Genomic DNA, 13,687 nt, shown 5'->3' with positions numbered 1-13,687 from the left:
CCTAGCGGCCGCTGTCCTGCTGCGGCCGGCCGGCCGCGATGTTCCGCTCGATCCGGCCGAGAAGGCCAAGGCAGAGCATCATATCCTCGTCGGAGATGCCGGCGAGCAGCCGTTCGCGGATTTCCGCGGTGACGCCCTGGATGCCCTCCACCAGCGTCCGGCCGTCCGCCGTCAGGTGGACAGCCTTGGCGCGGCGATCGGCCTCGTCCTCGCGCCGCTCGATCAGCCCCTGGCTCTCGAGCAAGTCGAGCAGGCGGACCAGCGACGGTCCCTCGATGCCGAGCGATTCCGCCAGGTCGCGCTGCCGGATGCCCTCACCCAGCCGGGAGACGTGCAGCAGCGGCTGCCAGGTGGCGGCGCTGAGCCCGTAGCGGCCCAGCGCCTCGTCGACCTCGCGTCGCCACAGCCGGGCGACGAGGAACAGGCGGAAGCCGAAATCGGCCCGCGCGGCGGAGGGGTTGCTTGGCATGGGAATTTATTAGGATGCTAACTATTAGGGCCGAAGCGCAATTGCCGCATGCCAGATCTCGACGAAGATCGCTTTGGGAAGGATGGAAATCCCGAAGCCGTCATTGCGAGCGCAGCGAAGCAATCCAGGGCCGTTCGGCGTGGCCCCAGGATTGCTTCGTCGGCTTCGCCTCCTCGCAATGACGATGAGGAATGGCATCACTCCGCGGCGTTGCGCCTCGCCCCGACCTCCGCCTCCATGGCCCGGCGGATGCGCACCGCCTCGCTCTCCTCGATCACGACGTCGTCCCAGCGCACCACGCTCCCGGCTTCAACCGGCCGCGCCAGCCTGACCTTGTGGGCGAGGCCGATCGGCAGGGCGCCCATCGCCAGCGAATCCTCCGCCCGCATGATCCGGCCCCAGACCGCATAGCCGCCCTCCCCGTCCAGCATCTCGCCGACGGCGAGCGGCTTCTTGGCGACGGCGACCGCATCCGCGCGGAACGCCGTCGGGCTCCCGGTCGCCTCGTGCCGCAGGGCTGCCGAGGCGACGCTGACGCCGAGCTCGAGGCCGATGAAATGGACCGTCCGATAGAGCGCCGCATAGCGGCCCGACGGATCGATGGTGATGTTGTATTCGCGGAAGCAGCGGCGCGTATAGGCGGCGCGGGCGTCGTCGTCGCCGGCCTCGAACACGACATAGACGCCCCAGCGCAGGTCGTTGACGACCTGCCGGCCGTCGCGCTCCAGACTCGTCACCACCTCGACCATGCCGGCACGTTCGAGAATGCCGCCATCCGCGCGCGGCTTCAGCACCCGGGCAAGGTCATGCGCGCCCGCCGGCGGAAACAGCAGGCCGTCGCGCGGCGCCACCAGCCCCGTGGCGTTGGAAATCGCCGCCATCTCGATCGCCGATTTCGTACCGTCGATGAAGGAGTTGAACATCTGCGGGTTCATGCCGCCGAGCCGCGCCTCCTCGTCGGTGATGCCGAAATGGCCCCAGACGGTATCGGGCGTGGACTGATGATAGCTCGGCAGGTACTTCGTGCCCTTGCCGGCGGCCACCACCCGGAAGCCGCAGGTCTCCGCCCAATCCACCATCTCGCAGACCAGCGCCGGCTGGTCGCCATAGGCGAGGCTGTAGACCAGGCCGGCCTTGCGGAACCGCTCGGCCAGATAGGGGCCGGCCAGGACGTCGGCCTCGACATTCACCATGACGATGTGGCGGCCGTTCTCGGCCGACAGCAGCGCGTGGCGGATGCCGGCGGCCGGGCTGCCGGTCGCGTCGACCACCACGTCCAGCCCGCCGGCGCGGATCAGCGCCTCGGCATCCTCGGTGACGTGGGTTCGCCCGGTCTTGCGCGCGTCGTCGAAGGAGGAAGCCAGGACCGCGTCGATGTCCCAGCCGGTGTTCGCCATCGCCTTGCGCGCTCGCTCCGCCGACAGGTCGGCCACGCCCAGCAGATGCAGGCCGGTCGTGGTGCGCAGCTGCGCCAGGAACATCGAGCCGAACTTGCCGGCACCGATGAGGCCGACCCGGACGGGACGGCCCTCGGCGGCGCGCTGCCTCAGCTTGGTCGCGAGATTCATGGCGGGGCTCCCGCTGGAGAAACCTCTGGGTTCAGAAGCTCCGGCCGTCGACCGGGATCGGGCTCAGGGTCGAGAGATCGATGTCGTCGAGGCAGCGGACATTGACCGCGACCATCTCGGTGCCGTCAGGCTTGCGGCCGCGGGCGAAGGATTCGATGCCGCAGCCCGGGCAGAACAGATGATGGATCACCTTCTTGTTGAACTGGTAGTCGACCAGGTTCTCGCCGCCGGAGACCATGGTGAAGCGGTCGGGCGTCACGAAGGTCAGCATCAGGCCGCGCTTCTGGCAGTGCGAGCAGTTGCAGCTCATCACCTGGGCCAGGTCGGTCTCGACCCGATAGCGCACGGCGCCGCAATGGCAGCCGCCCTCATAGGTCTTCGTCTCGGGCATGGGGCGTTCCTCCGGCTTCTGGATCGTCGCCCGGAAACGGCGGCGTTCGGGCGAGAGAGTCGCCCGGGAGCCCCGTCCTGTCCACCGGGATCACGGATCCGCCGAGCCGTCATTTGAAGCGGTGGCGAATTCATCCTACTTTTGAGTCCGCCTTCGTGCCGCTCGGTTTCACGCAAGCAGGGGAACGCCATGAGCTTGTCCGGCATCTTTGCGCGAGTGGTCGCGCTGGTCGGCGCCGGAGCGATCCATTTGCGGCACCGGCACGACGGCCCGCAGGGGCCGGCCTTCGGCAGCACGCCGACCATCCCGCCGGCGAAGCCCCAAGGCAGCATTCCGACCCTGAAGATGCCGACCGCAAGGGGATGGGCCGCGGGACAGACGCCGGTCGCGGCACCGGGGCTCCAGGTGAACGCTTTCGCGGCCGGCCTGAAGCATCCGCGCTGGATCCATGTCCTGTCGAATGGCGACGTGCTGGTGGCCGAGGCCTTGAGCACGCCGGGGGGCATCAGGTCCGTCTTCGACTACGCCATGGTCAGCACGATGAAGCGCGCCGCCGCGGTGGGGGTCAGCCCGAACCGCATCACGCTGCTGCGCGATGCCGATGGCGACGGCGTCGCCGAAATCCGCGAGGTGTTCCTCGACGGGCTGAACCAGCCGTTCGGCATGGCGCAGCTCGGCGATATGCTCTATGTCGGCAACACCGACGGCGTGGTGGCGTTTCCGTACGCGCCCGGAGACACCCGCATCAGCGCAGCGGGGCGGAGGCTGGCGGAGTTCAAGGGCGGCGGGCACTGGACGCGGAGCCTGCTGGCGAGCCCCGACGGGCGGAAGCTCTATGTCGGAGTCGGCTCGCTCAGCAACATCGCGGAACACGGGATGGCGGCAGAGGAAGGCCGGGCCGCTATCCACGAGTTGGACCTCGAGAGCGGCAGGGTCCGCATCTTCGCCTCCGGCCTGCGCAATCCTGTCGGCATGGCGTGGGAGCCGACGACGGGATCGCTCTGGACGGTGGTGAACGAGCGCGACGGGCTGGGTGACGAGACGCCCCCCGACTATCTGACATCGGTGCGCGACGGCGGCTTCTACGGCTGGCCCTATTGCTATTGGGACAGGATCGTGGACGACCGGGTGCCGCAGGACCCGGCGCTGGTCGCATCGGCCATCACCCCGGACTTCGCGTTGGGCGGGCACACGGCGTCGCTGGGCCTGTGCTGGCTTCCGGCCGGCACGCTGCCCGGCTTCCCCGATGGAATGGCGATCGGACAGCACGGTTCCTGGAACCGCAGCAAGCTGAGCGGCTACAGGGTCGTCTTCGTGCCGTTCGTCAACGGACGTCCCGTCGGTCCCGTGCGCGACATCCTGACCGGCTTCCTGTCGCCCGACGAGCGCGCCTCCTACGGACGGCCGGTGGGGGTGACCATCGGCCCGGACGGCTCGCTGCTGGTGGCGGACGATGTCGGCGATGTGATCTGGCGGGTCACGGGGGCGCCCGGAGGGTAAGGGGTAGGCCGATGACCCGGGCGCGGCGCCCTACCCGGCCTCGCCGACCCCGTATTCCAGCGCCGCATCGGCCAGCCAGTCCCAGAGATACTGGGCGAAAGACCGGCGGACATAGATCCGCAGCCGCGGCGCGCCGTCCGCGTCGTCGGTGCGGTGCAGGATGACGTCGGCCTGGGCGATCATGCTCTGCGCCACCGACCCCACCGGGAAGGATCGCGGATGCAGGTCCAGCGGGCAGCCCTTGGCGAGCACGTCCAGCGCCTTCGGCCCGGCCAGCGCGATCACCGTCCAGTTGTCGGTGACGTTGGTGACGGCGGCGTGGCGGCCGGCCAGCGCGCCCTGCAGCCGGGCGGCGAGGTCGGCCTCGCGGTCCACCCCGCCGACCACCAGCCATTCGGTCGGGCCGAGCCACAGCGCCGCAACGCCTTCGGCCATGGCGACGCCCGGGCGGGCCGGCAGGTCGAGCCCGAGCGCGCCGGAGATGGCCGCGCCAAAGCCGGGATCGGAGAGGTCGCCGCGCAAGTTCAGCTTCGCCTCATGCGCGATCTCGGCCAGGCGGATGCCGGGGCTGGCCGGCGCCACCAGCGGCCGGACCAGCCCTTCGGTCGCCGAGCGCCGGGCCGGCGCCGCGGCCGGGACCTCTTCCTGAAGGGACACGACGTCAGGCATGGAGGCGCGCTCCCTCGGGGTCGACGAAGACCGGCTTCACCACCTTGGCCGGGATGGTGCGGTCGGGCATGGCGATGTGGACGGTGCCGTCGAGCCGCCCCGACCCGCCCTTGACCACGGCCAGCGCGATCGAGCGGTCGAGGTTGGGGCTCCAGTAGCTCGAGGTCACATGGCCCAGCATCGGCACCGGCGGGGCGCCCGGCGTCGCCGTATCGACGATCTGCGCCCCCTCCTCCAGCACCAGCTTCGGGTCGTCGGTCAATAGGCCGACCAGCTGCTTGCGGTCGGTCCGCGCCGTGTCGGCGCGGTCGAGCGAGCGCTTGCCGATGAAGTCCGGCTTCTTCTTGCCGACGATCCAGTCCATGCCGAGGTCGCCGGGGGTGACGGTGCCGTCCGTCTCCTGGCCGGCGATGATGAAGCCCTTCTCGGCGCGCAGCACATGCATCGCCTCGGTGCCGTAGGGGGTCAGGTCCAGCCCTGCTTGTCCACCCGAACCTTGGCTCGCCGCCTCGATCGCCTCCATCAGCGCCAGGCCATAGGCGGCCGGGACGTTGATCTCGTAGGACAGCTCGCCGGTGAAGGAGATGCGGAACACCCGCGCCGGCAGCCCGGCCACCTTGGCCTCGCGCATGGTCAGATGCGGGAAGGCCTCGTTCGACAGGTCGAGATCAGTCAGGCGCGACAGCAGCTCGCGGCTCTTCGGGCCGGAGATGGTGGCGACCGCCCATTGCTCGGTGACCGAGGTCAGGAACACCTTCAGGTCCGGCCATTCGGTCTGCAGCCATTCCTCGAGCCAGGCGAGGATGGTGGCGGCGCCGCCGGTGGTGGTGGTCATGTGGAAATGATCCTCGGCGAGGCGCGTGGTGACGCCGTCGTCCTTGACCATCCCGTCCTCGCCCAACATCAGCCCGTAGCGGCAGCCGCCGATGGCGAGCTTCGACCAGGCATTGGTGTAGACGCGGTTCAGGAACTCCGCCGCGTCCGGCCCCTTGACGTCGATCTTGCCGAGGGTGGTGGCGTCCATCACGCCGACCGAGGTCCGTGCGGCCTTGACCTCGCGATTCACCGCGGTGTGCATGTCCTCGCCCGGCTTCGGGAAGTACCAGGCGCGCTTCCAGCCGCCGCCGACATTCTCGAACACCGCGCCGTGCTTCTCGGCCCAGCCATGCATCGGGGTGCGGCGGATCGGGGCGTACAGCGCCTTGACCCCGCGCCCGGCGATGGCGCCGAAGGTGACCGGGGTGTAGGGCGGGCGGAAGGTGGTGACGCCGATCTCCGGAATCGTCCGGCCCATCGTCTCCGCCACGATGCCCAGCGCGTTGACGTTGCCGGTCTTGCCCTGGTCGGTCGCCATGCCGGTGGTGGTGTAGCGCTTGACGTGCTCGACCGAAACGAAGCCCTCGCGCAGCGCCAGCTTCAGGTCCTTGGCAGTGACGTCGTTCTGGAAGTCGACGAAGGCGCGGACGGCACCGGCCGGCCGGTCCGACGGCACCGACCAGAGCGGACGGGACTCGCCGGCCTCCGGCTCCTCCTGCGCGGTCTCGACCGGCGGCACCGGCACGGCCACCGGGGTCAGCCCGGCGGCCGAGGCCGCGGCGGCGCCGGCCACGAGGCCCTCCTGCAGCGCGTCGGCGAAGCGCAGGGTGCCGGCGCAGCCGCCGGCGGAGCGCTCGGCCTGGAAGGACTGGCCGGGCATGAAGGTGGCCCGCGCCTCGTCCCAGCGCAGCCGGCCGCGCGACTGCGAGTGCAGGTTCAGCACCGGGTTCCAGCCGCCGGACATGGCGACGGCGTCGCAGGCGATGGTGGTCTCGGCGCCGCGCCGCACCGACCGGCCGTCGGCGGAAAGCGGCATCAGCCGCACCTCCTGCACCCGAAGGCGCCCGGAGGTGCCGACCACGGCATGGCCGGCATAGACCGGCAGGCCGGCAGCCCGTGCCGCCCGCACCAGCGGCCCGTCCGCGTCCGGCCGGATGTCGACGATGGCCGGCACGGCGACGCCGGCGGCGGCGAGGTCGAGCGCGGTGGCATAGGCGCTGTCGTCGCCGGTCGCGACCACGACCCGTTCGCCCACCTTCACGCCCCAGCGGTGCAGATAGGCCCGGGCGGCGCCGGCCAGGAGGATGCCCGGCCGGTCGTTCTCGGCGAAGACCAGGCTGCGCTCGATCGTGCCGGTGGCCAGCACCACCTGCTTGGCCCGCACCTTCCACAGCCGCTGCCGCGGCGTGCCGACCGGCACCGCATGCGGCGCGACATGGTCGGTCACCCGTTCCAGCAGACCGAGCCAGTTGTGGCCGTAATAGCCGAAGGCGGTGGTGCGCGGCAGCACCCGGACATCGGGCATCGACGCCAGTTCGGCCACCGTCGCCTCGACCCAGTCGAGCGCGCCCGCCTCGCCGATCGACGCCGTTGGCTCGGCTCTGAGCCAACCGCCGAAGCGGGGCTGGTCCTCGGCCAGGATCACCCGGGCGCCGGCGCGGGCCGCAGCCAGCGCGGCGCCGAGGCCGGCGATGCCCCCGCCGACCACCAGCACGTCGCAATGCGCGTTCATGTGGTCGTAGCGGTCCGGGTCGGGCTGGCGCGGCGAGACGCCGAGGCCGGCGGCCCTGCGAATGAACCGCTCATAGACCATCCAGGCCTTGGGCGAGCGCGGCCACATGAAGGTCTTGTAGTAGAAGCCGGCCGGGATCAGCGGCGCGAACAGGTCGTTGATCGCGTTCAGGTCGAAGCGCAGCGACGGCCAGCGGTTCTGGCTGCGCGCCGCCAGGCCGTCGAAGACCTCGACCTGGGTGGCGCGGGTGTTCGGGTCGGTCCGCGCCGCGTCGAGGCCCAGCTGGACCAGCGCGTTCGGCTCCTCCGGCCCGGCCGAGAGCACGCCGCGCGGCCGGTGGTACTTGAAGCTGCGGCCGAGCAGGTGCACGCCGTTGGCCAGCAGGGCCGAGGCCAGCGTGTCGCCCTCATAGCCGCGGTACGACTTGCCGTCGAAGGCGAAGGCGACGCTCTGGCTGCGATCGATATCGGCGCCGCGGCCGACCAAGCGGTAGCGTTGGGTCATGGGGTCTGAGGACCGGAAGCGCTCGTGGGATCGATCAGCGGCAGGTTGGCGGTGCCGCGGGCGGGCTCGCCGGACGGGGTGGGGACGGGCTGGCCCTCGATCGCCGGCGGCGGCTCGCCGGGCCCGTAGACCGCCAGGATCTCGTCGGTCGCGGTGTGGCGGGCGACGTTGAACCAGCGCCGGCAGCCATGGATGTGGACCCAGCGCTCGTAATGCAGCCCCTTGGGGTTGGAGCGCATGAAGACGTAGTCCGCCCATTCCGCATCGCTCAGCTCAGCCGGGGCCGTCGGGCGGCGGATATGGGCCTCGCCGCCGCAGCGGAATTCGCGTTGGTCGCGCGGGCCGCACCAGGGGCAGTCGATCAGGAACATGGCGGCGTCCTCAATGCGCCACGGCGGCGGCGCCGTGCTCAGCCACCAGCGCGCCGGAGGCGAAGCGGTCGAGCGCGAAGGGCGCGGCGATCTCGTTCGGCTCGCCGCGGGCGATGGTGTGGGCGAAGACATGGCCCGAGCCGGGCGTGGCCTTGAACCCGCCGGTCCCCCAGCCGCAATTAATGAACAGGTTCTCGACCGGGGTCTTGCCGATGATCGGGCTGGCGTCCGGCGCCACGTCGACGATGCCGCCCCATTGCCGCAGCATGCGCATGCGGCTGAAGATCGGGAACATCTCGACGATCGCCGCCAGCGTCTCCTCGATGATCGCGAAGCCGCCGCGCTGGGAATAGGAGACGTAGCCGTCGATGCCGGCGCCGATCACCAGCTCGCCCTTGTCGGACTGGCTGACATAGGCGTGCACGGCGTTCGACATGACGACGCAGTCGATGACCGGCTTCACCGGCTCCGACACCAGCGCCTGCAGCGGATGGCTCTCCAGCGGCAGGCGGAAGCCGGCGAGGTTGGCCAGGACCGAGCTGTGGCCGGCCGCCACCACCCCGACCTTGCCGGCGCCGATATAGCCCCGCGTGGTCTCGACCCCGACGACGCGGCCGTGCTCGATCCGGAAGCCGGTGACCTCGCAGTTCTGGATGATGTCGACGCCGCGGGCATCGGCGCTGCGGGCATAGCCCCAGGCGACGGCGTCGTGCCGCGCCGTGCCGGCCCGGCGCTGCACCGTGCCGCCATAGACCGGGAAGCGGATGGTCGGGTCGGGGTTCAGGACCGGGCAGAACTCCAGCACCTGCTCGCGGTCCAGCCAATCGCTGTCGATGCCGTTCAGCCGGTTCGCGTGCAGCCGCCGCTTCAGCTCGCGCGCCTCGTGCGGGTCGTGGCAGATGTTCATCACGCCGCGCTGGCTGAACATGACGTTGTAGTTGAGGTCGGCCGACAGGCCCTCCCACAGCTTCAGCGCATGCTCGTAGATGAAGGCCGAGGCATCGTAGAGGTAGTTGGAGCGGACGATGGTGGTGTTGCGGCCGGTGTTGCCGCCGCCGATCCAGCCCTTCTCCAGCACCGCGACATTGGTGACGCCGTGCTCCTTCGCCAGGTAGTAGGCGGTGGCCAGGCCGTGGCCGCCGCCGCCGACGATGACCACGTCATAGGCCGGCTTGGGGTCGGGGGAGCGCCAGGCCTTCTGCCAGCCTTCGTGGTGCGAGAGCGCGTTGCGAGCGAGGGTGAAAATGGAATAGCGCGACATCAATCCGATGGCCGGTCCGGGGTGAGCGTGGGCATGGTGCAGAGCCGGGCGGGCCGGCGCCAGCTTAAGCGCGACACGCAGGCGTCGCCCTGCGCCAAGGCCGGATCGGTGGCGGCCGCGTCAGTCGGCCGGGATCTCGCGCTCGCGCCCGACCTGCCGCAGCAGGGCCATCAGCTCCGGCCGCTCGGCCGCCACCCGGCGGTATTGCGGCAGAAGGGCCTGGCGCAGCCGGCCCCCGGTGCCCAGCGCCGCCTCGGCGTATTCGATCATCAGCGTGTTCGGCCAGGCCTGCGGCCGGATCGCCGCCAGCTTCGCCACCGCCGCCGTCTCGTCGCCCGGATGGCGCTGGGCGATCAGCATCAGCATCGCCGCGGTCGAGCGCGACACGCCCATATGGCAATGCACCAGCAGGTGGCGCAGGCTTTCGCCCTCCAGCGCCATCGCCTCGCCGAACTCCAGGATCGAAGCGACATGCTGCGGGGCCGGCACGATCTCGCCGGGCCGCTCATCGATGATGTCGTGGAAGCGCAGGTCGAGGCGGCGATGCGGGGCGAAGCCGTCGAAATAGCTCTCGGCCGGGGTGCCCGGATCGGCGATCGACAGCACATGGGTGACGCCGGCGGCGCGGAAGCCGGCGATCTCCTCCAGGCCGCAGACGGTGAGATGGCGATCGGGGTGCAGCAGCATCGGGTCGTCCTCGGAATCGGGCGAGGCACTCTCCTGCCCGGCCGCGGCCGGGTCAAACGCCGATGCCGGGCCTCAGCCGTGCGGAGGGGGCATGCGCCTGCCCTACAGGACAACTACAACGTTGCCGCCCTGTTTTGTTCCAACCAACTGGACGCCATCGTCCTGAAGGCATCGAATTCGATGTCCGATTCCGGATAGGGCATCTGGGGAAGCTTCTTAAGTTGTGAGAACCATTTCAGGAAAACGACGATGAGTTCATGAGAGCAGCCTTTTTCGGCATGGAACCTTCCGATGTCTCTATTGAGCTTCCGGTCCATCTGCTCAGCACGTGCGATCAGCTTGTCCTGTGGAATTCCAGGGAAATTCTCCACGAAAATACGCGCTACGTAGATTCGAGACAATCCTAAGTTGCTGTTGAATCTCGCTTCCTCGGCTTTATCTTCGAAGCGATAGTGGCCGCAGAGCTTGGCAGAGATAGCGGCAGCAGTGTACTTGTTCGCAACATCGATAATTTGAAGATCGAATTCGCTGAACTCCTTTGCTTGAGTGACGGGAGACCAGAAGCCCGTCAACAACGCAGCAAGCACGCACCAAAGAGCCCCCAGGATTTTATTCATATGCTCCTTTCCCGCGCGGATCGTCCTTTGCCGTCCGCCGGCGATCGTCATCATCGCGCCGGCCACATTCGGCTTGCTAATTACACACAGCAATCTCGTTGAGTTAAAAAATTTAAAATAGCCCCTCCACCCGCCCATCCCCGTCCAGCCGGATGTTGTTGGCCGCCGGCGTCTTCGGCAGGCCGGGCATGGTCATGATCTCGCCGCAGATCGCCACCAGGAACTCCGCCCCTGCGGACAGGCGCAGCTCGCGCACCGGCACCACATGGTGCGACGGTGCGCCCTTCAGCGCCGGGTCGGTGGAGAAGCTGTACTGGGTCTTGGCGACGCAGATCGGGAAATGGCCGTAGCCGCCCTTCTGGAGCTGGGCGAACTGGTCGCGCACCCGCTTGTCGGCGATGATGTCGTCGGCGCCGTACAGCGAGGTCGCGATCGTCCGCATCTTCTCCCACAGCGGCAGGTCGTCGTCGTAGAGCGTGCGGAACTGGGAGTGACCGTCCTCGGCCAGATCCGCGACCTTGCGCGCCAGCTCCTCGGTTCCGGCGCTGCCGTCCGACCAATGGCTGCAGATCTGGGCCTCGACCCCGTGCTCGGCGCAGTAGTTACGCACCACCTGCAGCTCGGCCTCGGTGTCGGCGACGAAGCGGTTGACCGCGACCAGGGCGGGCACCCCGAACTGGCCGACATTGCGGATGTGGCGGCCGAGATTGGCCAGGCCCTTCCGCAGCGCCGCCACATTCTCCTGCCCGAGATCCTCCTTGGCCACGCCGCCATGCATCTTCAGCGCCCGCACGGTGGCGACGATCACCGCCACCGCCGGCTTCAGCCCGGCCTTGCGGCATTTGATGTCGAAGAATTTCTCGGCCCCGAGATCGGCGCCGAAGCCGGCCTCGGTGACGACGTAGTCGGCCAGCTTCAGCGCCGTCTTCGTCGCGATCACCGAGTTGCAGCCATGGGCGATGTTGGCGAACGGCCCGCCATGGACGAAGGCCGGGTTGTTCTCCAGCGTCTGCACCAGGTTCGGCATGAAGGCGTCCTTCAGCAGCACGGTCATCGGCCCGTCCGCCTTCAGGTCCTTCGCCGTCACCGGCCGGCGGTCGCGGGTCTGGCCGACGATGATCCGGCCCAACCGCTGCTCCAGATCCTGCAGGCTCTTCGACAGGCAGAAGATCGCCATCACCTCCGACGCCACGGTGATGTCGAAGCCGTCCTCGCGCGGGAAACCGTTGGCGGTGCCGCCGAGGCCGGTGACGGTCGAGCGCAGCGCTCGGTCGTTCATGTCCATCACCCGGCGCCAGGTCACCCGGCGGCTGTCGATGTCGAGCGCGTTGCCCCAGTAGATGTGGTTGTCCAGCAGAGCCGCCAGCAGGTTGTGGGCGCTGCCGATGGCGTGGAAGTCGCCGGTGAAGTGCAGGTTGATCTGCTCCATCGGCACCACCTGGGCGCGGCCGCCGCCGGCGGCGCCGCCCTTGACCCCGAAGCAGGGGCCGAGCGAGGGCTCACGCAGGCAGATCGCGGTCTTGCGGCCGATCCGGTTCAGCCCATCGCCGAGCCCGACAGTGGTGGTGGTCTTCCCCTCCCCCGCCGGGGTCGGGGTGATGGCGGTGACCAGGATCAGCTTGCCGTCGGGCCGGCCGTCGAGCCCGTCGACGAAGCCGGGCGTCAGCTTGGCGATGTGCGGGCCGTAGGGATAGAGGGCGTCCGAGGGGATGCCGAGCTTCGCGCCGACCTCGGCGATCGGCTGCAGCGTCGCCGCGCGCGCGATCTCGATATCCGACGGTGCCCCCATAGGTCCGCTCCCCAGGCTGTTTTGCGCCGATCGTCCCATAGCATCCGGCACGGGACCGCGTCTGCGGCGACGTGGTCCGGCCTCGCTGCGACTCCCGGCGCCAGCCATGCGCGGCGCGGATCTCGCCAGCCCCCAGCCGTCGCAACCAGCCTCTTTGTCGAATTTGCGACCCGTGCTACCGATTCGTTCAACAGGGCGCAAACGCCCGCCGGGAGGCAGTCATACATGGGCCAGGATCCAGCCTTCGACACCGAGACCATCGGGTTCCTGCTGATTCCGCAGTTCTCGATGATCGCCTTCACCTCGGCGGTCGAGCCGCTGCGCATCGCCAACCGCATGGCGGGCAAGCCGCTGTACCGCTGGATGGTGCTGTCGAAGGACGGCCAGGCGGTGAAGGCCAGCAACGGCATCAGCGTCGGCGTCGACACCTCGCTGGCCGAGCTCAGCCGCCAGGCCGGCGTGTCCAAGCCGCTCGACATGATCTTCGCCTGCTCCGGCCTCGGCATCGAGCGCTACCGCGACGACGAGGTCTTCGCCTGGCTGCGGCGGGCGGAGCGGCAGGGGGTGGGCATCGGCGCGCTGTGCACCGGCTCGCATCTCCTGGCCCGGGCTGGCCTTCTGGCCGGCTATCGCTGCGCCATCCACTGGGAGAACCTGCCGGGCTTCGCCGAGACCTTCCCCGAGATCCCGGTGTCGAGCGACCTGTTCGAGGTCGACCGCAACCGCTACACCTGCTCCGGCGGCACCGCGGCGATCGACATGATGCTGCACCTGATCGCGATCCGACAGGGCCGCGACCTAGCGACCAAGGTATCGGAGCAGTGCCTGGTCGACCGCATCCGCAGCCCGCACGATCGCCAGCGCCTGCCGCTGCGCGCCCGGCTCGGCGTGCATAACCCGAAGCTGGTCGCGGCGATCGAGCTGATGGAGGCGAACATCGCCGAGCCGCTGCCGCAGGAAGAGCTGGCGGCCCATGTCGGCCTGTCGCGCCGGCAGTTGGAGCGGCTGTTCCGCAAGCAGCTCGGCCACAGCCCGGCGCATTATTATCTCGAGTTGCGGCTGGAGCGAGCGCAGCACCTGATCAACCAGAGCGATCTGCCGATCGTCGATCTGGCGCTGGCCTGCGGCTTCGTCTCGGCCTCGCATTTCTCGAAATGCTACCGCCAGCTCTACGGCCGGTCGCCGCGCGAGGAGCGGGCGAATGCCATCCTGCGCGGGGTGCCGATGCCGGAAAGGCCGGCGCGACAGAAGGTCCCCGCTTGACGACGCATTCCAGCTTTGCTGCGCTGCGGTAACTGGGGACTCGCTTCGGA

General features: G+C 69.4%; 12 protein-coding genes. 2 read left to right on the top strand and 10 right to left on the bottom strand.

Translation table 11 applies throughout. The features are described from left to right. Position 1: 1 nt before the first annotated feature. The 3 genes from KXR53_RS18330 to KXR53_RS18320 all read right to left on the bottom strand — a co-directional run bounded on the left by KXR53_RS18330 (position 2) and on the right by KXR53_RS18320 (position 2,428). Positions 2-469, bottom strand: a complete 468-nt coding sequence (locus KXR53_RS18330; protein WP_437376688.1) for a MarR family transcriptional regulator — start codon at positions 467-469, stop codon at positions 2-4. A 197-nt stretch (positions 470-666) separates the two neighbouring features. Beyond that, positions 667-2,037: an NAD(P)H-dependent oxidoreductase gene (locus KXR53_RS18325; protein WP_437376687.1), complete on the bottom strand. Its 1,371-nt coding sequence runs from the start codon at positions 2,035-2,037 to the stop codon at positions 667-669. A 31-nt stretch (positions 2,038-2,068) separates the two neighbouring features. Continuing rightward, positions 2,069-2,428: a GFA family protein gene (locus tag KXR53_RS18320; protein ID WP_026870766.1), complete on the bottom strand. Its 360-nt coding sequence runs from the start codon at positions 2,426-2,428 to the stop codon at positions 2,069-2,071. 189 nt (positions 2,429-2,617) lie between these two features. Here KXR53_RS18320 and KXR53_RS18315 point away from each other — a divergent pair, with 189 nt between their 5' ends. Then, positions 2,618-3,928: a PQQ-dependent sugar dehydrogenase gene (locus KXR53_RS18315; RefSeq protein WP_437376686.1), complete on the top strand. Its 1,311-nt coding sequence runs from the start codon at positions 2,618-2,620 to the stop codon at positions 3,926-3,928. Between the two features lie 30 nt (positions 3,929-3,958). Here KXR53_RS18315 and KXR53_RS18310 read toward each other — a convergent pair whose 3' ends face one another. The 7 genes from KXR53_RS18310 to KXR53_RS18280 all read right to left on the bottom strand — a co-directional run bounded on the left by KXR53_RS18310 (position 3,959) and on the right by KXR53_RS18280 (position 12,374). Further along, positions 3,959-4,597 carry a sarcosine oxidase subunit gamma gene (locus KXR53_RS18310; protein WP_437376685.1) on the bottom strand — a complete coding sequence of 213 codons (639 nt, stop codon included), beginning with the start codon at positions 4,595-4,597 and terminating at the stop codon, positions 3,959-3,961. Beyond that, the gene (locus KXR53_RS18305) at positions 4,590-7,649 is read right to left on the bottom strand and encodes a sarcosine oxidase subunit alpha family protein (RefSeq protein WP_437376684.1); all 3,060 of its coding nucleotides are present in this window, start codon (positions 7,647-7,649) and stop codon (positions 4,590-4,592) included. The genes KXR53_RS18310 and KXR53_RS18305 overlap by 8 nt, the downstream gene beginning before the upstream one ends. Beyond that, positions 7,646-8,020, bottom strand: a complete 375-nt coding sequence (locus KXR53_RS18300; protein ID WP_437376683.1) for a sarcosine oxidase subunit delta — start codon at positions 8,018-8,020, stop codon at positions 7,646-7,648. The genes KXR53_RS18305 and KXR53_RS18300 overlap by 4 nt, the downstream gene beginning before the upstream one ends. 10 nt (positions 8,021-8,030) lie before the next feature. Next, the gene (locus KXR53_RS18295) at positions 8,031-9,281 is read right to left on the bottom strand and encodes a sarcosine oxidase subunit beta family protein (protein WP_437376682.1); all 1,251 of its coding nucleotides are present in this window, start codon (positions 9,279-9,281) and stop codon (positions 8,031-8,033) included. Positions 9,282-9,401: 120 nt separating this feature from the next. After that, the gene (locus KXR53_RS18290; RefSeq protein ID WP_437376681.1) at positions 9,402-9,968 is read right to left on the bottom strand and encodes a tyrosine phosphatase family protein; all 567 of its coding nucleotides are present in this window, start codon (positions 9,966-9,968) and stop codon (positions 9,402-9,404) included. 113 nt (positions 9,969-10,081) lie between these two features. Then, complete coding sequence (locus KXR53_RS18285; RefSeq protein ID WP_437376680.1) at positions 10,082-10,639, bottom strand: hypothetical protein; 558 nt, start codon at positions 10,637-10,639, stop codon at positions 10,082-10,084. Positions 10,640-10,697: 58 nt separating this feature from the next. Continuing rightward, entirely contained in the window at positions 10,698-12,374 is a 1,677-nt protein-coding gene (locus KXR53_RS18280) for a formate--tetrahydrofolate ligase (RefSeq protein ID WP_437376679.1), read from the bottom strand. Positions 12,375-12,599: 225 nt separating this feature from the next. On the opposite strand from KXR53_RS18280, the gene KXR53_RS18275 reads away from it, so the two are divergent. Beyond that, complete coding sequence (locus KXR53_RS18275; RefSeq protein ID WP_437376678.1) at positions 12,600-13,637, top strand: GlxA family transcriptional regulator; 1,038 nt, start codon at positions 12,600-12,602, stop codon at positions 13,635-13,637. The last annotated feature ends 50 nt before the right edge of the window (positions 13,638-13,687 follow it).

This window comes from Inquilinus limosus, assembly GCF_051487185.1.
In the GTDB taxonomy this organism is placed as follows: domain Bacteria; phylum Pseudomonadota; class Alphaproteobacteria; order DSM-16000; family Inquilinaceae; genus Inquilinus; species Inquilinus limosus_F.
Note: the sequence above shows the minus strand (reverse complement) of the source record. Positions and strands in the feature narration are given on the sequence as shown.